Origin of the sequence: Halomonas sp. MMH1-48 (assembly GCF_022348105.1) — a bacterium.
Lineage (GTDB): Bacteria > Pseudomonadota > Gammaproteobacteria > Pseudomonadales > Halomonadaceae > Vreelandella > Vreelandella piezotolerans.
Map to the genome: position 1 here is coordinate 14,531 of NZ_JAKRFL010000015.1, position 20,935 is coordinate 35,465.

Genomic DNA, 20,935 nt, shown 5'->3' on the forward strand with positions numbered 1-20,935 from the left:
CTGATTGTCCTAAGCGAGTAGGGGGCGGATTATCCTGTAGCTAGCGCAGATAAGGAAGCACTCTTCATCCATCAGCGTGGGCTCCAGCGCAAATCGAGCGTGCAAGGCAGCTCCTGGCTCGCCCTTTCCGGTACGGGGGCCTGAAAGCCATGGCGGTGGCCACTGTCGCTGAAGCGTCCCAAACGGCGGGCTTCGGCTTCGAACGCATTGACAGGGAAGGTCTCGAAGCTACGTCCTGTGGGGTGTACCACATAGTAAGTGCAGCCGGCTACTGAACGTTGGTTCCAGGTGTCGATGACATCGAACACTAGTGGTGCGTGAATGGGGATTTGCGGGTGCAGCGCCGAGGGTGGCTGCCAGGCGCGATAACGAACGCCGGCCACGGCTTCGCCATTACGCCCGGTGGCGGTAAGTGGCACGGGGCGGCCGTTACAGGTGACGACGTAACGATCACCGCTCATGCCGCTGACTTTGACTTCCAAGCGCTCTACCGAGGAGTCGACGTAGCGCGCGGTGCCGCCTGCAGTCGCTTCTTCGCCGAGGACGTGCCAGGGCTCGATGGCTTGGCGAAGCTCGATCGAGAGCATCGGCGTATGCAAACGGCCGTGCACCGGGAATCGGAACTCCAAGAACGGCGCAAACCAGTCTAGCTCGAAGTCGAATCCGTGATGACGCAGGTCGCTGAGCACGTCGTTCAGGTCTTCCCACAAGTAGTGGGGCAGCATCCAGCGGTCTTGTAGCGCGCTTCCCCAGCGCACCGGCTTGCCACGGTAGGGCGTTTTCCAACAGCGGGCGACCAGCGCGCGAATCAGCAGCATCTGCATTAAGCCCATTCGCGCGTGGGGAGGCATTTCGAAGCCGCGCAGCTCCAATAGGCCCAGGCGTCCGCTGTCGCTGTCCGGCGAGTAGAGTTTATCGATACAGAACTCGGCACGGTGTGTATTGCCGGTCAAGTCGGTCAGCAAGTGACGCAGCAGGCGGTCGACCAGCCAGGGTTGCACTACTTCGCCTTCGGGCATTTGCTGCAGAGCGATTTCCAGCTCGTAGAGCGCTTCGTGGCGCGCTTCATCGACGCGCGGTGCTTGGCTGGTAGGGCCAATGAACAGCCCCGAGAAAAGATACGACAGGCTGGGATGATGCTGCCAGTAGGTGACCAGACTGGCCAACAGGTCGGGGCGACGCAAGAACGGCGAATCGTCCGGCGTGATCCCGCCCAAAGTGACGTGGTTGCCGCCGCCGGTACCGGTATGGCGACCGTCCAGCATGAACTTTTCGGTGCCTAACCGCGCTTGGCGTGCTTCATCGTAGAGACGCTCGGTTTGTGCCACCAGAGTTTGCCAACTGGCGGCAGGCATGATGTTGACTTCGATGACGCCTGGGTCGGGAGTGATCTGGAAACTTTCCAGCCGCGGATCGCGCGGCGGCGCGTAGCCTTCGATCATGACCGGGCAGGCAAGTTCGCGGGCGCACGCTTCGATACTGCTGAGCAGGTCGAGGTAGTGCTCGAGTTGAGTCAGCGGCGGCAAAAAAATATGCAGCCTGCCTTCACGGGGTTCGACGCACAGACTCGTGTGGATGATCTTGTGCTCCCGATCCTCCTCGGCGCTAGGTTGCTGCTGTACCGATTCGCCTTCCGGGTGGCTATGGCTTGGATGGGTGCTTTGGCCCAGGCGCTCAGCACTGGTGAAGCGGTGCTGTTCGGCGTTACGACGCGCCACCTCTCCGTGAATGTCGCCCAGCGCCGGGCGAGGAGCAAACAGCGACTGCGGTTGGGGCTGGTCTTCCGGGTCGGCCCAGGGCAGGGCAGAGAGCGGAAGGCGTAACCCCATGGGCGAGTCCCCGGGTACCAGGAAAAGGTGGTCGCGTTTCAGCGGCCAGCGTCCGCTCTCCCAACGGTGTGACTGGGCAATCGAGTGGCGCAGTGGCAGCGCATAGCCAACGACCGAGCTCAGATCCTGCTCCAGCAGGCGGGCAAGGCGTCGGCGCTCGGCGTCATCTTTCAAATCGGCTTTGCGTGGGTCTACGTTGACCGGCAGCGTTTGCTCTTTCCACAAATAGTAGTAAGCATCCTCATAGGCAGGAATCCAGCAGCGCTGAGCCACACCCAGACGTTCGCTCAGCGCTTGAGTAAAGCGCTGAGCCATGGTGTCGTCGGCCACCACGTCGGGGGCACCTTCCATGCAGGCCAGCCAGCTTGGGTCGCGCCATAGCGGCACCCCATCTTTACGCCAGTAGCAGGCCAGCGCCCAGCGGGGCAGCGGCTCGCCAGGATACCACTTGCCCTGCTGCTGCTGAATCACGCTGCCAGGGGCGTAGGCGGCCTGCAGGCGCGACAATAGCGCTTCGGCGCGTTCACGTTTGTGCTCCCCCAAGGCTTCGGTGTTCCACTGAGGGCTCTCCATGTCGTCGATGGAAACGAACGTCGGTTCGCCGCCCATGGTCAGTCGAACGTCTTGCTGGTTGAGCGCTTGGTCAACCTCGTCGCCCAGCGTCAGAATGCGTTGCCACTGCTGCTCGCTATAGGGTTTGGTGACGCGCGGGTCTTCATGAATGCGCTCGACGCGCATCTCGACGTCGAACTCCACCTCGCACTTATCGGAAAAGCCAGTGATGGCGGCGGCGCTGCCGGTCGTAGGCGTAGCGGCGAGTGGAATATGACCTTCGCCTGCAAACAGGCCAGAGGTGGGGTCCAGTCCTACCCAGCCAGCGCCGGGCAGGAAGACTTCGGTCCAGGCGTGGAGGTCGGTAAAGTCCACGTCGGTGCCGCTAGGACCATCCAGCGCTTTCACATCCGGTGTCAGTTGAATCAAATAACCCGACACGAAGCGTGCCGCCAAGCCTAGATGACGCAGTATTTGTACCAATAGCCAAGCGCTGTCGCGGCAGGAGCCGCTCGCCAGAGTCAGCGTCTCTTCACAGCTTTGTACCCCAGGCTCCATACGCACCAAATAACTGATGTCCTTTTGCAGGCGCTGATTGAGGGCGACGAGGAAATCGACGCTGGTGGTCGGTTCGAGAGAGACGTCTTTCAACCAGTCCAGGAGTCGCGGTCCCGCTTCGGTTACCTCTAGGTAGGGGCCAAGCTCTTTGCTGAGTTCGTCGGGATAGGTGAACGGAATCTTTTGGGCGACGTCATCCAAAAAGAAATCGAACGGGTTGATCACCGTCATGGGGGCCACGAGTTCGACGGCAATGGTGAGCTCTTTACGTGGCTCGGGGAACACCACGCGGGCATTGAAGTTACCGAACGGATCCTGCTGCCAATTCAAGAAATGGTCGTCGCCTGAAATATTCAGTGAATAGGCGTCGATATGGGTACGGCAGTGGGGGGCCGGACGCAGGCGAATCACATGGGGCGAGAGCTTGACGGGGCGGTCGAAGCGATAGGTCGTGCGGTGATGCAAGGCAACGCGAATGGTCATGAGCCACCCTCAAAGAAAGCTAAAAGTCACCGTGCGTATTCCGCATAGCGCGTCGGTGAAGAAAATAAGTACCCAGAAGTATCGTTGGAGTTGAACTATTTTGCAGCTGCAATATGAGTAATGGCGTTTAAAGAGTGTGGAAAATTGTCATCGCACCATAATCGATAACTGGTATGCACTATTTTGGTGCTCTAATAACGATTAAGTGCTAAAAAATGAATGTTAATTTCTTTCATGTATAAAAGTTGTGCCAACCAAGCCATACAAAGAGAAGAGTAAACGCTAAGCGCCAATTGAGCGTTGAAATAGCGGGGAATATGGCGCGAGTTTTGCGTGTTTATATGGTCCAGTTGCTACGTACATTGCACGCGGCAGGCCTACACTACTGAATTAAGGAAGTTGCCGCTTCCACCCTAGCGCCAGGAGAGCGCCCATGAGCCAAGTAGATTGGAATAACTATGCGTGCCGTGACTTTTACGACGAGCTGTTGGCGGCGCCAGGCAAGCCTCGTGCTTCTGCGGACGAGTTATGTCACATGTTGGCGCGATTTAGTGCGGAAGAGCTAGCTGAACGTAAAACTGCGGCAGAAATTGCCATTCGAACGATGGGCATCACGTTTACCGTTTATTCAGAAGGGGCGATGATCGATCGCGCCTGGCCTTTCGATATCGTTCCCCGCATCATTCCGGCCAATGAGTGGCGAAAAACCGAGGCGGGTTTAAAGCAGCGCGTACAAGCGCTGAACTTGTTCATCGATGATCTCTATCACGAGCAAAAAGTCGTCAAAGATAAAGTGTTGCCCGCCGAAGTATTGGCTCAGTCGGCCAATTTTCGACCTCAGTGTGTGGGCATCAATCCGCCCCACGGCGTGTGGGCCCATATTTGCGGATCTGACTTGGTGCGCGGCGGCGATGGCATGCTTTACGTGTTGGAAGACAACTTGCGTATCCCGTCGGGCGTTTCGTACATGCTGGAAAACCGCAACGTCACCAAGCGCGTGTTACCGGAGCTTTTCGCCTCGGGCAAGATCTTGCCAGTGGACGACTATGTCGCGCAGCTGTACGACATGCTGGCGGCCATGTCGCCCCGTCCGGGCGACGACCCGCAGGTAGTGGTGCTGACGCCTGGCATCTATAACTCTGCCTATTTCGAACACGCCTACCTAGCGCAGCAAATGGGGGTCGAGCTGGTGCAGGGCAGCGATATGCTGGTCGATGACGACGATGTGGTCTACATGCGCACGGTAGAGGGCTTGCGCCGTGTCGATGTGATCTACCGCCGCGTAGACGATGAGTTTCTCGACCCCGAGGCGTTCAATCCGCACTCCATGCTGGGCGTGCCGGGATTGATGCGCGCTTGGCGGGCGGGCAACGTCGCGCTGGCCAACGCGCCCGGGGCGGGCGTCGCCGACGACAAAGTCGTTTACGCCTTCGTCCCTGAGTTGATTCGTTACTACCTGGATCAAGAGCCACTGCTGCCGAACGTGCCGAGTTATCTCTGTATGTTCGACGAGGACCGCCAGTACGTGCTCGATCATTTGGACGAGCTGGTGGTAAAACCCGCCAATGAATCCGGTGGTTACGGCATGCTGATCGGACCGCGCTCCACCAAAGAAACGCGGGACGAGTTTGCGCGCTTGATCAATGAAAATCCGCGTAACTATATGGCCCAACCGACACTGGCACTTTCCACTACGCCAACGCTGGCCAACGGTTTGCCTCAGCCCCGCCATGTCGACCTTCGCCCGTTCATCCTCTCGGGACCGGAAACCCATGTAACCACTGGTGGGTTGACCCGCGTGGCACTGGTCGAAGGGTCGCTGGTGGTCAATTCGTCCCAAGGGGGCGGGAGTAAAGACACCTGGATCGTCGAAACCGACGAGAACGCGGCGGGTGCCGCTGAGCAGAAAGGAGCCTAGCGCCATGCTGTCACGCGTTGCTGAAAACCTCTATTGGATGGCTCGCTACATCGAGCGTGCCGAAGACACCGCACGGTTATTGAGCGTCAATACGCACCTGATGCTGGATTTGCCACGCCATTTACCGCTGGGCTGGGCGCCGCTGATCGAAATGACCGGGACGCTGGATGCCTTCAACGCTCGGCATACCAGTTTCGATGAGCGAAGTGTGATGCACTTTTTGTGCGCCGATGCCGAAAACGGCAGCTCGATTCTCTCGGCGCTCGCCAGCGCCAGAGAAAACCTGCGCACCACGCGGGACGTGGTGCCCCGAGAGATTTGGGAAGAGGTCAACCAGCTCTATCTCAGCGTGGCGGATCACGCGGAGAACGGCGTGAGCCCTCGGCGTCGGGATGCATTTTTGAAAAACGTCATTCGAGGCTGCCAAACGCTAACAGGGCTCATCGAAGGCACCTTGAGCCACGGCCCGGCGCGTACGTTCATCAAGCTGGGCCGTCAGTTGGAACGGGCGGACATGACCACACGGATCGTCGACGTGCGTTCGGCGAGCTTGCTGCCGCAAAATCCTGAAGAATTGCTGCCGTTCGAAAATCTACAGTGGATGAGCGTGCTGAAATCCCTGACGGCGTATCAGATGTATCGTCAGCAGGTCAGGCTGCGCGTGCGTGGGCCGGACGTATTGCGTTTTCTGCTTCAAGATCCGCACCTGCCGCGCTCCATTGCCTGTAGCCTGGAAACATTGGGGCACGAGCTGCAGTTACTGCCTCGTCAAGATCGTGTGGCAGCCACGGTGTCACTGGTACGCGCCGATGTGGTCGATGCGGACATTCAGGCATTGGCCCACTCACCGAGCAAACTACACGCTTTCGTGGACGAGCTACAAATTGGTTTTGCCGCCATTCACGATACGCTCAGCGCTACGTATTTCGTAAACGGCGATGGCGTTCCTCGAGTCACTCAGCGCCAAACCCAGAGCCACGTGGGCGACCATGACAACGACTGATTAGGCCGTTTTAGGGCTGGCGTTCTCGCGTTGAATGAGATCGTGTAGATACGCCAGCTTTTCATGCACCGCGGGGGCAAGAACCCCCGGGGCCAGATCCAGTAGGCCCATGTCACGATTGAGTTCATTCACCGTCAAGCCTACCTGATGAAACGCTTGTAGCATGCTCTCCAATGAGCCATCGTACTCGGCCCGAGAGAGGCCCATGTGCAGTGCCGTATCCAGCACAGCCACCATGTCCAGATAAAAGGCAAACGTCTCTGCGAAATCCTCCCACGGATGCATGGCGGCGTAGGCGGAGATGAACCGTGTGGGCCAGTCTGCCGGCGCGCCTTGCTGATAGTACTGCTCTAGGGCGTCGCCATAGGTGGGATGGTTGTGGTTGCCGAACACGCGAATGCTGGCGGCTTCATCTTGGTCTTTGACCAGTAGGTCCCAGTAGTAGTGGCCGATTTCGTGACGAAAATGGCCGATCAACGTACGGTGGGATTCATTCATGTCGACACGCAGCCGCTCACGCTCGACGTCATCGGCCTCTTTGACGTTGATGGTGATATGGCCATTGGCGTGGCCGGTGTAAACTTTTTCTTGGTTTGCCGTGGAGCGCCACAGCCCTTGGTCGGGCAGCGCATCGGCCATGAACGAAAAACTCAGTGGGACGCGGATGTCCTCGCCCTCGACGCCGTGGGGAAGCTTGAGCAAATCCAGCGTATAGAAAAGCCGCCGTTTGGCGCTCTCCAGCGCTGCCCAGCGTTCCCGGTTGCCCTCGACCTCTAGGTCGGGAATCACCTCGTTGTAGCGGCAGCAGTCGCATAGCGTATCGGCGTGCCCGTCGGTCATCACCACCATCCGGTTGCAGACGTTTTCGACGGAATAGTTGTGGCACTTCATTAGTGCCGTGCCGCAGTCTTCATGGGTACAGCGGTAGCCGCCGCTATCCAACGGTTCCAGCGCCACGATGTTACAACACGCGGGGCACCAGCCAACCTCCGACTCACAGGCCAAGCAGTGGGTATTTTCGAAAAACAGCGGATTGCCACAGCGGCAGCTAAACGTCTGCATGGATACCTCCTTGTGATCACCACAGCGCATCTCACGAGGGTGAGTAATGATACGTCATTGTCTCAGCATAGCGATGCCCTTACCGAGAGGGAAAGCCAAATCGTCGGGCGGAGGGCATATTGTCTTTGTCCAGTGGCTAATTGACGTTTACGTCAACTTGCTGATATACCCTAACGGTTCCCTATTCGATCCCATAACAAACACAAGCTGAGGAAACGCATCATGTCCGTTCGTGAAATTCCGATGTACATCGATGGCCAGCCGGTCATGTCGCAAAGCCAAGAGTGGCGCGATGTGGTGAATCCTGCCACCCAGGAAGTGGTGGCGCGAGTACCGTTCTGTACGTCCGAAGAAGTCGAGCGCGCCATCGCCAGCGCCAAAACAGCGTTCAAAGAGTGGCGCAAAGTGCCGCTCGGCAAGCGCATGCGCATCATGCTCAAACTGCAGGCGTTGATTCGCGAGAATACAGCGGAACTTGCCGCCTTGATCACCGAAGAGCACGGTAAAACCCTGCCGGATGCCGAGGGTGAAGTGGGGCGCGGGCTAGAAGTGGTAGAGCACGCCTGTTCGATTACCTCCCTACAGCTTGGCGAGCTGGCGGAGAATGCGGCCAACGAGGTGGACGTCTATACCATGCATCAGCCGCTGGGTGTGGGGGCGGGCATTACCGCCTTCAATTTTCCGATCATGCTGCCCTGTTTCATGTTCCCGTTGGCGATTGCCACCGGAAACACCTTCGTCTTGAAGCCTTCCGAGCAAGACCCGAGTTCTACCATGCGGCTCGTGGAACTGGCACATGAAGCGGGTATTCCGGCTGGGGTATTGAACGTCGTGCACGGTGGGCCTGACGTCGCCAATCAAATTGCCGACCATCAAGATATCAAGGCGCTGTCGTTCATCGGTTCGACCCATGTGGGGTCGCTGCTTTATAACCGTGCGGCCGCTGCTGGCAAACGTATGCAGGCCATGATGGGTGCAAAAAACCACTGTGTTGTCATGCCGGATGCCAACCGTAGTCAAGCCATCGATAGCCTGCTGGGCTCTGCCTTTGGTGCCGCCGGTCAGCGCTGCATGGCGAACTCGGTGGTCGTGCTGGTGGGGGAAGCGCGCGAGTGGATCAAAGACATCGAAGCCGGCGCGCGCGGTATGACCGTGGGACCCGGCACCCAGCGCGAGGCCGATCTGGGGCCACTGGTCTCTCCGCAAGCCAAGGAGCGGGTCGAGCGTTTGATTACGGCAGGTGACAAGGAGGGGGCTACGCTGCTGGTCGATGGGCGCGGCTACACGGTCGACGGCTACCCAGACGGTAATTTCGTCGGGCCGACTCTGTTTTCCGATGTGACGGCAGAGATGACGATCTATCGTGAGGAAATTTTTGGGCCGGTGCTGTGTGTCGTCAACGTCGAAACGCTGGACGACGCCATCGCTTTCATTAACGCCAATCCGAATGGCAACGGCACCTCGATCTTTACGAACTCGGGCTGGGTCGCGCGACGCTTCGAGACCGACATCGACGTCGGCCAAATCGGCATCAACGTGCCCATTCCGGTGCCGGTCGCCTACTTTAGCTTTACCGGTTCTCGGGCGTCGAAGCTGGGCGACCTAGGGCCTAACGGTAAACAGGCGATTGCGTTCTGGACGCAGACTAAAACGGTCACTGCCCGCTGGTTCGAGCCCGAAAACGTCTCTAGCGGTATCAATAGCACGATCTCGCTATAGCGAGCGGCAACACGCTGCGCCTCCTCGGTAGAGGAGGCGACCTTCACACGTCCTGAAACAGCGGTAAGCTCTCCGAGAGTAGTTGCCCTATGGGACCAAGCTGGCTCTCGTGTAGTACGAGCAGGTATGGCGCCTCCTGCTCATCGCGAACGGGCGCCAGCAGCGCGAATTCTCCCTCTTCGAGGTGAAATTCATGAATTTCACGAAGGCCGTGGGGGGTCTCACATTGTGAGCAACGGTAGGTATCGTCCTCGCCATATACGAGGCGATGGTACATTTTGAACAGAGTGTAGAGGGCAAGCCCACCCTCGAACGCGGGCCAGCGAGCCGGTGTGGCACGAATATCGTCGGTGAGCGCGTTGCCTTCTGCTTCGGCATCGGCAATGGCATCGGCCAGGGGAGCCGCGAGAATAGCGGTTTGATCTGCGGGTAGGGGGGCATTTCGTTCCGCCGCTGCGTGAAAGGAGGTGGCCGCCGCCTCGAAATCTTGCAGGTTGTGCAGCGTAAAATCGGCATGCTGTAGGTCGGCAGGTTCGAAACCACCGTTCTCCCAGCCGTGAATCACACGAAGCGTGACCAGGCCGCGCTGCATAGGCCGGGCCAGCAGGGTGTGAAGCATGACACGGATATGCAACTGACGCTCATCCGTATCGTTCTCGAACGCACGGTACGGGTCTGCGAACAGTTCATGCAAACGCCCTGGCGTGTGCTCTTTTGCTTCGGAGTATGACATGGTGGTTTCCCTGTAAGTACGCCGCTTGGCTAGCCGAATAGCGTACGGCTTTTATGACATTAGATCACTAAAAGTATGGCGAGCGTAAAGCCATATGAAAAGAGTCTTTAGTTAGCAATTTGTTACGGATAAAAGTGAGTTGGTAGTGGGACTCTACTTCAAAATAAAAAAGGAGCCTCTATGGCTGCATCGATCAGTCGGTTCAAACTTCCTGACACTCTGGATAATGTTCCCAATGATATTCGGGAAGCCATGTTGGCCGTGCAGGAGAAAGCGGGCTTCGTGCCCAACGTATTTTTGATGTTGGCTCACCGACCCGACGAGTTTCGCGCTTTTTTTGCGTATCACGATGCGTTGATGGAGCGACCATCGGAGACGCTGACCAAAGCAGAGAAAGAGATGATTGTCGTTGCGACCAGTGCCCGCAATCGCTGCTTGTACTGTGTCGTCGCCCATGGCGCGCTGGTGCGTATCTACAGTAAAGATCCGTTACTGGCCGATAATATCGCCATCAACCATCGTGTGGCGGGATTGAGCGAGCGTCATCGGTTGATGCTCGACTTTGCACTGCACAGTGCCATCGATCTGGGCGAGTTTTCAGACGAATGGCAGGCGCGTTTAGAGGCAGTGGGGTTCACACTGGATGATTGCTGGGACATCGGTGCCATTGCCGCGTTTTTTGGCATGTCCAACCGCTTGGTGACACTAGCTGGAACACCGCCCAACGCCGAGTTTTACCTGATGGGGCGTGTCCCCAAGAAAGTGGAATAAGCAGCCCGGCCCCATGGGCAAGGCTTTACTAACGCACCACTTTGCTTGAGGATACTGCCTCCACTCACTGTCGCCAGGGGAGCCCCAATGGGGCTGAGAATGCGCGCAACGCAGACCCTGGAACCTGATCCGGTTCGTACCGGCGGAGGAAGCGCGACATGCCTTACCTAACGTCTTTCGTGTTAGGCGCAGCGTTATGCTGCTTTGCTTTTCTGGGTCTTCGGGCACGCTTCAGTGGCGGCTCGTTGGATGACTATGTCACCGCTCGTAATTCGCAAACGTCGGCCACCCTGGGGCTCTCCTTTTTGGCGTCCGGTATGGGGGCTTGGATACTCTTTGCACCCCCTGAAATCGGCGCATTCGTAGGGCCCGTGGCGCTACTGGGCTATGCCCTTGGCTCGGCGCTGCCGTTCATCGTTTTGGGTCTCTACGGGCCTAAGATACGCCAAGCACTGCCCGAGGGACGCAGCATTGCCGAGTTTGCCGACGCCTGCTATGGCAAGGGGGTACGCCATTTCGTGGCGCTCGTTTCCGTGGCTTACATGGGCTGCTTCCTGGCTGCTGAACTCACCGCCATCGGGGCGATTACCGCGCTACTCTCCGACGTGCCTCCCGCTGTGGTGATCATCGGGGTGGCGCTCACCACGCTGGTGTACACCGTCATGGGCGGGCTGCGGGCAAGCTTGGCCACCGACCGCTGGCAAGCGTGGCTGCTTTTGGCGCTGCTGCTCGCCGTCGCCAGCGTGACGCTCTGGCGACTGCCCAGTATGCCGAATGACGCACAACTCCCGTCGCTCCCCATCGGCAGCTCGCTCAGCGTGGCGTTGACGCTGGTGATCGCCGTGACGGCGGCTAACTTGTTTCACCAAGGCTATTGGCAGCGGGTATGGGCGGCCCAAGACGACGCGAGCCTGGGGCGCGGTGCCTGGTTGGGTGGCGGCTTGACCGTACTGGTCGTCATGGTGATTGGTGGCGTAGGTATCATGGCAGCGATGAGCGGGGTCAGTCTCGGCGAGCCGCCCATGCCGTTTTTTGCGCTGCTTAGTGATGCCCCGGTATGGATCACGCTGCCTTCATTGGTACTGGCCGTCACGCTGGTCACCTCGAGCGTCGACACCTTACAAAACGGCATTGCGTCGCTGTGGGCCAATGGTCACCGGGCCGAGGCCCTCAACAAGGCGCGCTGGCTCACCGTGGCGATCATGCTGCCTGTGATCGTGATTGCCTTGCAAGGGCTCTCCGTGCTGCGGCTATTTTTGATTGCCGATCTGCTGTGTGCAGCGATAGTGGTGCCGGTGCTGCTGGGTTTGTGGCAGCGTATGACACCGATGGCAGCAATAAGCGGCGGGTTTGCGGGGCTTGTAGGGGCCGTGCTGCCTGGCTGGATCGGTCAGGGCAGCGTCAGCGCAGGGGTAATGGCCGCCACGTTCCCCGGCAGCGTACCGACGTTAGGCCCGTTCGTAGGGGCGCTGCTACTCTCAACAACGGTCAGCGTGGCGTTGGCTCTGGTGAGCCGTCAACGTGTCGAAGTCCGTTAATCAAGGCGTTAAGCAGGACATTTCGTTTCGCGTTATGCTGTTAAGGGTTTGATGACCATTTAGGTGTGATCGCCATGAGCCACCTGTTACCCCCCAACGAAACTGCCCGTTTGGCTGCGCTTAACGAACTGGCCCTCCTGGATACGCCAAACGAGCCCGTTTTCGATCGGATCACGCGATTGGTCACCGTGCTGCTCGGCGTTCCTAAATCTACCATCAGTCTGATCGACACCGATCGTCAGTGGTTCAAGTCTCAAGTGGGCATGGCGGTATCGGAAACACCTAGGGACGTCGCGTTTTGTGCTTACACGGTACTCGAAGATGAGCCGCTAGTGGTCGAAGACGCTCAGCAAGACGCACGCTTCGTGACCAATCCCTACGTGATGACACCTGGCGGCATCCGTTTTTATGCCGGGATACCGCTGCGTAGTTCACAAGGGCTGGTCCTCGGATCGCTATGCGCCATGGACAGCCAGCCACGCAGCTTAAGTGACCAAGAAAAGGCTGCGATGCAAGATTTGGCCGATATCGTGATTGGCGAAATCCACCTGCGCGAACGGCTCATCAACGAGCAGAAGATTCGTGCCGCCACTCAGCAGGCGCTCACGGCGCTGCATCAAAGCCTCGAGCAGCGTATCGAGCAGCGAACCCGCGAACTCAATCTGGTGATCGAGTCGGCATATGATGCCTATTTGAGCGTCGATGAGCAGGGGCGCGTGCTGGATTGGAACCATGCAGCCGAGACCATGTTCGGCTGGCGTCGCAAAGAAGCCCTCACTCGACCGATTACATCGCTCATGTTTCCCGACGGAATCACCAGTGACGATGTCGCCATGCCAGTGACCGGAGAAGCCCTACGGCGCGATGGCGTTCGCTTGCCGGTCGAGGTGCGACTGAAGCGTTTCGAGGTGAATGGCCGCCCACGCCGCAGCTTGTTCATTCACGACATTACCGAACGCCAGCAGCTAGAGCGCCTACGCGACCAGCAGGCCCGAGAAGACGTGCTCACCCGTTTGCCCAACCGCCGCGCCCTAGATGAGCGTTTGCCGGAGGCAATGGCACGGGTACGCCGTACGCTCGCACCGCTGGCCGTGCTGTTTCTAGACCTCGATGGGTTCAAACGCATTAACGATCAGCACGGCCATGCCATGGGGGACGAGCTGCTGCGCGACATCGCGAGCCGTCTCCAGCGAACCGTCCGCGAGACGGATTTCGTTGCCCGATGGGCGGGAGATGAGTTCGTCGTGCTGCTTGAGGGGGTGACCAGCGACGCACCGGAGCCGCTGGCCCATAAGCTGATCGAGGTGATCGAGGAGCCGCTCAGCGCAGGTGGCGTGACCCTGCAAGTAAGTACCAGCATTGGTGTGGCGCTGTTCGTCCACGACGCGGCGGAGACACCTCAGGAGTTATTGAAGCGCGCCGATGAGGCCATGTACAACGCCAAACGCGCAGGCAAAGCGCGTATCGCGCTGGCACGTCCGGCGGATACGTCTGCCCCCCATTAACGAACCCAAGGACGAGTATGATTCGTTGTCTATTGACCACCCCAGAGGGCGACGTGCGCGAGGGCGACATTCGCCTGATGGACGAGTGGATGCGCATGCCCACAGCACACTTGTGGGTCGACATGAAAGGAGAGAGCGAAGCGCAGGAGCGTGAGATACTGGAGCGCTTCGAGTGTCACCCGATGGCCATACAAGACGCCCACAAAGAGCGCCATCCGCCGAAAATCGAAGAGTTCGACAATCACACGCTGATCATCTATCGCGGCATTTCCTCGTTCGATGCCCAGCTAAACTTCGTACCTCAGCAGATCTGTTTCTTCGTCGGCGAACGCTTTTTGGTGACCTTGCACCCCGGCGAGGCGATGAGTATCGAACGCTTACTCAATGAGCACGGCAAAACGCTATTGGCCCAGTCACCCGAGCAGGTGGCACTGAGAGTGATGTACACCTCGGCGGGCTTTTATATCGATAGCTTGCTGGAATTCGAAACGGAGCTCAGTGATCTCGAGGACGAGCTGCTAGACAATGGTAACGACGTGTTGATGCGTAAAATCACCACGTATCGCTCGCGTCTGGTCAAAATGCGCCGGATCTTCAGCTATCACAAAGGCATCACCCAAGAGCTGACGGCGTACGACTACGCGCACTTGCCGCGAGGCGAAAGCGAAACGCTGCATGCCATAACCGATGTCGAAGAACGTTTCGAGCGACTCTACACCCTAACGCAAATGTACTACGACATTTGTGGCGATCTCGTCGACGGCTATATCTCCATTTCATCACACCAGTTGAACATCACCATGCGGGTGTTGACGGTGATTACCGCTATTTTCGTCCCGCTAACCTTTATCGCCGGTATTTACGGCATGAACTTCGAGTACATGCCAGAACTGAGCTATCAGTACGGCTACTTTTTCGTTTGGGGGGCCATGCTAGGGATTGGTGGGGTGCTCATTTGGCTGTTCAAACGGAAACGCTGGTTTTAACCCCCTTGTCGAACCGCCAATTGCCGCAGACGACTGGCCAACAGTAAGAGCCCCAGCGCAATCAGTAGCCAAAGCGTGGCCAACAATATAGGAAACGCCCCCGCACCCGCCAAATCCAGCAGCGGGCCGGTCAGTGACGGAATGACCAGCGCCCCGCTGCCCGCGGCGGTAAAGATGGCGCCGGTGGTGCGCCCGCGCATGACGATCGACTGGTTGCACAGTGCAAACAGCGTAGGGAAAAACGCCGAGGCGGAGAGGCCAAACAGCAGCGCGCCAGCGCTTGGCGGCAGCGCGTTGAGGTGCAGACCTGCCGCTGCGCTCAGCCCCAGCGCTAGGCAGCCAGCGAGCACCTGCCAAGGTGAGCAAACGCGTAGTAGCGGGATGGCGAGCAGGCGTCCCGCCGAGAGCGCCAGCCAGAACAGCGTTGCCAGCAACGCCGCCTGCTCGGTGGTTAATCCAGAGAGCGTACCGTATGCGGTGACCCAGCCGGCGAACGTAATTTCGATGCCCACATAAAGAGAAAACAGTAGCATGAATAGTCCCAGCAAGAGCGGGTCGCGGTGTTTGAGCGTAGCCAAGGACGCGGGATTAGGGTCAACGGTGGGCATGGACGGGCTGACGAAGCGTGACAGCGGCCACAGCATGGCAGCCACGCTGGCCGCGACGATCCAAAACGTGAGGTGAAACTGTCCGGTGAGGGATAGCGCAGCAATCATGATCAGCGGCGTGAGCATGTTGCCGAAACTGAAACAGAAGTGCAGCGCGCTTACATTGGGGCCCGCTGCGTCTCGGTGCAGCCACAAAAGCAGCGTGTTCCCGCCCGCGTTGAGCGATACCTCCGCAAATCCCAGCAGCATGAACAGCAGCGTCAACAGCAGCAGAAGCGGGCTAAGCGGGGCCAGCGCCAGTCCGGCTACCGCCAGCACGCCCATCATCACCAACACGCGGTGGCCGTTGAAGCGATCCATGAGCAGCCCGGTGACCATGGCGCCGCTCATGTTGCCAACGGCACGTGCAGTGAACAGCACGGCGATTTGGCTCATGGAGGCACCGCTGGCCTCGGCCAAATGGGGCAGTGCTGGGCCAAGCAGTCCGCCGGTCATCCCAATGGCAATGAACAGGCCAAAGTAGGTCCAGGTGAGACGGCGATGGTACGTCGAGGTGAAGTGAAGCATACCGATCCTTGGCAGGGGCAGAAGCACGGTCGACCCGTAGCTTGACGGGTTTTGCTTACTCTCACTATTGGCGAAAAGTTGACGACCCGCCAGGCGGCTGACTGGGGGAGTGTGGCTTAAGGGCACTATGTGCTCTACTCATCCATCGTGATCGAGGGCATGCTGTCCTTCGTTCGCCCCCTTGAACCTCGCCCGGCGTTTGTTATCGTCGCGACATATGCACTCAACAAGGAACCACCCATGGCCCACACGGATAACAGCGCAACGATTCCGGCCACGATGTCGGCGATGCTCTTGACCGGTCACGGTGATGTCGACGCTCTGCAATACCGTCAGGACGTTCCCACGCCAACGCCCGGCCCTGGGCAGGTGCTGGTGCAAGTCACGGCGACGGCGAAAAACAACACCGACCGCAAAGCGCGCGAAGGCTTATACCCCACCAAAGGCAAAGAGGACGTGACCTCGTTTGCCATGGGTGGGTCGCCGACCCTGACGTTTCCGCGTATTCAAGGCGCTGACGTGGCAGGTCGGGTCGTTTCTGTCGGCGAGGGGGTCGATCCCCGGCGTATCGGGGAGCGCGGGCTGCTGGATTTCAATTTGTATGCCGACGAGCGTCGTGACATTAACCTGACGCCGGACTACTACGGACACGGCGCAGACGGCGGCTACGCCGAGTACGTGGCAGTGCCTGCCGACCAGTTTCACCATGTCCCCAACCCTGAGCTACACGATGCCGAGCTTGCGGCCATGGGCATGTGCTCGTATCAAACGGCCTACCACATGATGACGGCGGCCAACGTTCAGGCGGGCGAGCGTATCCTCGTCAGCGGCGCCAGCGGCGGGGTGGGCACGGCGTTGATCCAGCTATGCCGTATCGTCGGCGCGATTCCCTACGCCGTTAGCCAGCTCGATAAAGCCGACGCGCTACGTGCGTTGGGCGCAGAAGCCGTCATCGATCGAGGCGACCTGCCCACTTTCGTCGAGCGTGTGCTGGCCGCCACCGATGGTCAGGCCATCGATGCCGTCATGGATCTCGTTGGTGGCGAGATGACCGATCTGTTCATCGATACCATGATCGGCGATATGCAGCGTCGCACCACCTACCCCCGGCTCTCCATTGCCGGTGCCAGCGGCGGTAACCTCAGCGAGATCATGTGGACCCGCATCTATCTCTATCAGGTGCAGATAGTCGGCGTGTCCCACGGTACTCGGGAAGAAGCAGAGCAGTTGATAGCGTGGATACGCAGCGGTGAGTTAAAACCGGTGCTGCATGGCGCGTTCAAACTCTCTGACTTGCATCAGGCCGAGCGCTACTTCGTGAACCGAGGCAGCAACTACCTGGGGAAAATCGTCATCGTTCCCGATGCCCAGTGGGACACCCACGGTGCCCCATTTGCCATAACCTCTGCCTAGGAGCCGGGTGAGTGAAAAACCTGCATACGATTCGATTGTTGGACACCCATGCCGGGGGAGATGTCAGCCGCATCGTCACGGGCGGCATCGATGCATTGCCCGGTGCGACGGTGCGTCAACAGATGGAGTACCTGCGCGACGACGCCGACGGGTTGCGCCGTTTGTTGTTAGAAGAGCCCTACGGCATTCCCGAAATGTCGGTGGATCTCTTGGTGCCTGCCACCGACCCGGAAGCCGTGGCCGGATACATCATCATGGAAGTGATGGGCTACCCGATCTATTCCGGCTCGAACACGCTGTGCACGGCCACGGCCGTTCTGGAAACCGGCATCGTGCCCAAGCAGGAGGGAATTCAACGCTTCAAGTTAGAGGCCCCGGCAGGGCTGGTTCAAATCGAGGCCCGAGTGCACAACGGCGTGGTGGAGTCCGTGACCTGCGAAGGCCTGCCGAGCTATATCGATACCTATCGCGACACCATTCAAGTGCCAGGGATTGGGGAAGTCACCTACTCCGTCGCCTATAGTGGCGGTTTTTACGCCTTGGTCGATGCCGAGGCGTTGGGCTTCAAGCTGGTGCGTGATGAAGAGCAGGCGCTGGCGGCTTGTGCGTACAAAATCGTGGAGGCCATCAAGGCGCAACGCGGTTTCTCCCACTACACCCTAGGCGACGTGGGTCCGCTGCCTTTTCTGCACTTCATGGGGCCCGAAGAGCCGATCGCCGAAGGTTATATCCGCTCGCGGTCGACCACCTACGTGCACCCCGGCGTCATTTGCCGGAGTACCACGGGCACCGGCACGTCGGCAAGGCTAGCGCTAATGAATTACGAGGGGCGGTTGAGCCTCGGCGATAAGCTGGAAACCGTATCGCTTAGGTAAACCGGCTTCATTGGCACGTTTACCGGCACGCATCAAGAAGGGGCTTATCAAGTGGTGGAAAACACCATTACGGGACGCAGCTACGTGCTGGCGGAGTCGAGTATCGTGATCAACTGCGACGACCCGATGGTCGCCTGTGGCGAGTTGCATCATATCCTGAGTGATCGCCATCACGAAGAGACGTAGCCCTCCTGTTCGATTCGTTCCCACACCGGGGCCTTCTCGGCCTCGGTCATGCTTCCCCAGCAGGCAATTTCATCCAACGTGCGCCCGCATCCCTGGCACGTTTGGGTGTTCGGCTCGATCTGGCATACGTGAATACAGGGCGATAGCGGGCGAGGTGTCGATGGCATCGAGTTCACTGTGTCAAGTAGTAGAAAGGGGAAAGCGATCAGCGCTCACTGGCTGGCACTTTACCACGTAGCGACTTGAGCTTGCCTTTCCGGGTTTTGTGGTCCACTCGGCGGCGCTGAGAGGCTTTCGTAGGTTTCGTAGGACGGCGCGTTTTGGGCTGTTTGGCCACGCTCTTGATCAGCGCCTCGAGGCGGTTCAAGGCGTCCTCTTTATTCAGCTCGAGCGTGCGGTAGCTCTGAGCTTTGATGATCACTACCCCCTCTTTACTGATACGCTGGTCCGACAGGGCCATTAGTCGCTCTTTGTAGACCGGCGGCAGCGTCGAACGCTGAATGTCGAAACGTAAATGCACCGCAGACGCGACTTTATTGACATTCTGACCGCCTGCCCCCTGTGCGCGAATTTGGCTAATGTCGATTTCCCAGTCGGCCAAGCTAACGCTATTGGTAATAGTGAGCATTCCGTTCCCGGATCGTTGTATGAGTCTGTAGGCTAACATACTTGACAGAGGGTAGGCGCCAGCGGCCTATTAAGGGCACCGTTCTTGCCACGCCATCAGGAGAGTCCATGAATACTCTATTGACCGAGTCGTCGCTCAGTGCAGGTAGTCTCTACCGGCTGCTATCGGGCTGCGTTTGCCCACGACCGATTGCCTGGGTGGCTACTCAGGACAAGCAGCGGAACGCCAACCTAGCGCCATTCTCGTTTTTCAACGTGGCCAGCATCGACCCGCCCATTTTAGCATTTTCGCCGCTGTTGGATGGTAGCGCCCAACCCAAAGACACGCTGCGAAATTTGGCAGAAGTCCAAGAGTGCGTGGTACATGTCGGCACCGAAGGGTTGGTCGATGCGCTCAATACCACGAGCGCCAGCCTGCCAAGACACGAAGACGAGTTCACGCTGGCGGGGCTGGAAAAGTCCACCATGCCGGGGGTGAGCGTGCCACGCATCGCAGCGGCCCCGGTGGCATTTGGCTGTACACTGTTGGAAGTGAAGCGTTTTGGCGATCGGCCGCTAGCGGGTAGCCTAGTGTTGGCGCAAATCGTGTCGATTCATATCGACGATACGCTGTGGGACGGTCGTCACGTGGATATGGCCGCGCTGCAACCGATCGGCCGCTTGGCGGGGAGTGACTACGTGCGCATCACTGACCGCTTCGCCATCGAGCGGCCTGCTTAAATCAAGACACGTTTTTTTACACTCTGTTTAAAAGCTCGCCAAGCTTAAGTCGTATACTCTTCCGCCGATATTAGAAAAAAGCATCGCGATGTGGGAGAGAACCAATGCGTCGAATCACAACATGGCTAATGGCGGCGGGGCTTGTGGCTGCTCCGCTGGCTCATGCCGCACTCGAAGTCGGCATGGTGGCGCCCGCAAGCGGCGGTGCTGCTCCTCTGGGCATTGGTATGCAGCAGGGCATCGACACCTACTTTGCCAAGCTCAATAGTGAAGGCGGTATCAACGGTCAAACGATCAGCCTCACGACGTTCGATGATCAATACTCGCCGCTGCAGGCAGCCAAGTACACCCGCGAGCTAGTGGGTAACGATCGCCTGCTTGCCGCGATTGGCAATGTAGGAACGCCTACGGCAGCGGTCACTATCCCGATCTATAATCAGCAAAAGACGCTGCTATTTGGGGCATTCACCGGGGCGGGAATTCTGCGCCGCTCACCGCCCGATCGTTATGTCATCAACTACCGTGCCAGCTACGTTCAAGAAACGGCAGCAATGATCGATGGCCTTCTTGCGGCTGGTATAGAGCCCGAAGAGATCGCATTTTTTACCCAAAACGACAGTTTTGGCGACGCGGGCTATAACGGCGCAATTCGCGCGCTCAATGCCCAAGGCGTCTTGAATACCTCCCAACTGGTTCATGGTCGTTTCACCCGCGGAACGCGTAACGTTCATCAAGGGCTTGCCAGTATTCTTCAGGCACCGGTCACACCCAAGGCAGTGATCATCGTCGGCACCTTTGGCCCGGCCGCTGACTTCATTCGTGAAGCGCGACAAGACCTGCCCGATGCGCTGTTTCTAAATGTCTCATTCGTCGGTAGCCAGGCGCTGCTAGAGGCGCTTGGCCCGCAGGCGGAGGGGGTCATCGTGACGCAAGTGGTACCGCCGTTGGATGCCGATCTGCCGGCCGTCGAAGAGTATCGTCAGGCGTTGGCTGAGTACGCCCCCGACGCCACCCCCGACTTTATTTCCCTTGAAGGCTACCTAGCCGCCAAGCTGTTTGCCGAAGGCCTCAAGGCGGCGGGTAATAACCCTGATCGAGAAGCGGTGGTCAATGGCCTTTTGAGCCTGGGCAGTATCGATATCGGCGTTGGCGAACCGCTCACATTGGGCCCGAACGACCATCAAGCCAGCGATGCCGTCTGGCCTACCATTATCCGAAATGGCCAGTTCGAGCCGGTGGATTGGAACAGCCTAGCCCGCTAGCCGTGGCTCTCTATTCCGTT

General features: G+C 58.6%; 16 protein-coding genes, 1 pseudogene and 1 riboswitch. Of the genes and pseudogenes, 11 read left to right on the forward strand and 6 right to left on the reverse strand.

Translation table 11 applies throughout. From position 1 onward, the window contains the following. Positions 1 to 71: 71 nt before the first annotated feature. Positions 72 to 3,422 carry a transglutaminase family protein gene (locus MHM37_RS12970; RefSeq protein WP_139526645.1) on the reverse strand — a complete coding sequence of 1,117 codons (3,351 nt, stop codon included), beginning with the start codon at positions 3,420 to 3,422 and terminating at the stop codon, positions 72 to 74. Between the two features lie 433 nt (positions 3,423 to 3,855). Between MHM37_RS12970 and MHM37_RS12975 the strand changes: the two genes are divergently transcribed. Further along, positions 3,856 to 5,340: a circularly permuted type 2 ATP-grasp protein gene (locus tag MHM37_RS12975; RefSeq protein ID WP_139526647.1), complete on the forward strand. Its 1,485-nt coding sequence runs from the start codon at positions 3,856 to 3,858 to the stop codon at positions 5,338 to 5,340. A gap of 4 nt (positions 5,341 to 5,344) precedes the next feature. Further along, positions 5,345 to 6,343 carry an alpha-E domain-containing protein gene (locus MHM37_RS12980; RefSeq protein WP_139526649.1) on the forward strand — a complete coding sequence of 333 codons (999 nt, stop codon included), beginning with the start codon at positions 5,345 to 5,347 and terminating at the stop codon, positions 6,341 to 6,343. On the opposite strand, the gene MHM37_RS12985 is transcribed toward MHM37_RS12980, so the two are convergent. After that, complete coding sequence (locus tag MHM37_RS12985) at positions 6,344 to 7,405, reverse strand: putative zinc-binding metallopeptidase (RefSeq protein WP_153842677.1); 1,062 nt, start codon at positions 7,403 to 7,405, stop codon at positions 6,344 to 6,346. Between the two features lie 222 nt (positions 7,406 to 7,627). On the opposite strand from MHM37_RS12985, the gene MHM37_RS12990 reads away from it, so the two are divergent. Beyond that, a complete protein-coding gene (locus MHM37_RS12990) occupies positions 7,628 to 9,124 on the forward strand; it encodes a CoA-acylating methylmalonate-semialdehyde dehydrogenase (protein ID WP_153842678.1) in 1,497 nt (498 codons plus the stop codon). Between the two features lie 43 nt (positions 9,125 to 9,167). Here the strand turns inward: MHM37_RS12990 and MHM37_RS12995 are convergent, their stop codons facing one another. Beyond that, entirely contained in the window at positions 9,168 to 9,857 is a 690-nt protein-coding gene (locus MHM37_RS12995; RefSeq protein ID WP_044629234.1) for a hypothetical protein, read from the reverse strand. Positions 9,858 to 10,037: 180 nt separating this feature from the next. Between MHM37_RS12995 and MHM37_RS13000 the strand changes: the two genes are divergently transcribed. From MHM37_RS13000 to MHM37_RS13015, 4 genes are all read left to right on the forward strand, one after another. After that, the gene (locus MHM37_RS13000) at positions 10,038 to 10,628 is read left to right on the forward strand and encodes a peroxidase-related enzyme (RefSeq protein ID WP_044629233.1); all 591 of its coding nucleotides are present in this window, start codon (positions 10,038 to 10,040) and stop codon (positions 10,626 to 10,628) included. A 65-nt stretch (positions 10,629 to 10,693) separates the two neighbouring features. Continuing rightward, positions 10,694 to 10,797, forward strand: a riboswitch (TPP riboswitch). Continuing rightward, complete coding sequence (locus MHM37_RS13005; RefSeq protein ID WP_239296995.1) at positions 10,787 to 12,166, forward strand: sodium:solute symporter; 1,380 nt, start codon at positions 10,787 to 10,789, stop codon at positions 12,164 to 12,166. (Overlaps the previous riboswitch by 11 nt.) A gap of 74 nt (positions 12,167 to 12,240) precedes the next feature. Next, positions 12,241 to 13,671: a diguanylate cyclase gene (locus MHM37_RS13010; protein WP_153842680.1), complete on the forward strand. Its 1,431-nt coding sequence runs from the start codon at positions 12,241 to 12,243 to the stop codon at positions 13,669 to 13,671. 17 nt (positions 13,672 to 13,688) lie between these two features. After that, complete coding sequence (locus MHM37_RS13015; protein ID WP_044628402.1) at positions 13,689 to 14,657, forward strand: magnesium transporter CorA family protein; 969 nt, start codon at positions 13,689 to 13,691, stop codon at positions 14,655 to 14,657. Here the strand turns inward: MHM37_RS13015 and MHM37_RS13020 are convergent. After that, positions 14,654 to 15,832, reverse strand: a complete 1,179-nt coding sequence (locus MHM37_RS13020; protein ID WP_139526660.1) for an MFS transporter — start codon at positions 15,830 to 15,832, stop codon at positions 14,654 to 14,656. The two genes, MHM37_RS13015 and MHM37_RS13020, sit on opposite strands and share 4 nt — an antisense overlap. A 240-nt stretch (positions 15,833 to 16,072) precedes the next feature. Here MHM37_RS13020 and MHM37_RS13025 point away from each other — a divergent pair, with 240 nt between their 5' ends. Both MHM37_RS13025 and MHM37_RS13030 read left to right on the forward strand, forming a co-directional pair. Next, entirely contained in the window at positions 16,073 to 17,245 is a 1,173-nt protein-coding gene (locus MHM37_RS13025) for a zinc-binding dehydrogenase (RefSeq protein ID WP_153842681.1), read from the forward strand. 11 nt (positions 17,246 to 17,256) lie between these two features. Next, positions 17,257 to 18,306: pseudogene (locus MHM37_RS13030) on the forward strand (proline racemase family protein). Here MHM37_RS13030 and MHM37_RS13035 read toward each other — a convergent pair. Both MHM37_RS13035 and arfB read right to left on the reverse strand, forming a co-directional pair. Continuing rightward, positions 18,291 to 18,473 (reverse strand): DUF1289 domain-containing protein, encoded by a 183-nt coding sequence (locus tag MHM37_RS13035; RefSeq protein ID WP_044628406.1) that lies wholly within the window; start codon positions 18,471 to 18,473, stop codon positions 18,291 to 18,293. The pseudogene MHM37_RS13030 and the gene MHM37_RS13035 sit on opposite strands and share 16 nt — an antisense overlap. 38 nt (positions 18,474 to 18,511) lie before the next feature. Beyond that, entirely contained in the window at positions 18,512 to 18,934 is a 423-nt protein-coding gene (arfB, locus tag MHM37_RS13040; RefSeq protein WP_044628407.1) for an alternative ribosome rescue aminoacyl-tRNA hydrolase ArfB, read from the reverse strand. Positions 18,935 to 19,041: 107 nt separating this feature from the next. Here arfB and MHM37_RS13045 point away from each other — a divergent pair, with 107 nt between their 5' ends. Both MHM37_RS13045 and MHM37_RS13050 read left to right on the forward strand, forming a co-directional pair. Further along, entirely contained in the window at positions 19,042 to 19,653 is a 612-nt protein-coding gene (locus MHM37_RS13045) for a flavin reductase family protein (protein ID WP_153842682.1), read from the forward strand. A 104-nt stretch (positions 19,654 to 19,757) separates the two neighbouring features. After that, positions 19,758 to 20,915: an ABC transporter substrate-binding protein gene (locus tag MHM37_RS13050; protein WP_153842683.1), complete on the forward strand. Its 1,158-nt coding sequence runs from the start codon at positions 19,758 to 19,760 to the stop codon at positions 20,913 to 20,915. The last annotated feature ends 20 nt before the right edge of the window (positions 20,916 to 20,935 follow it).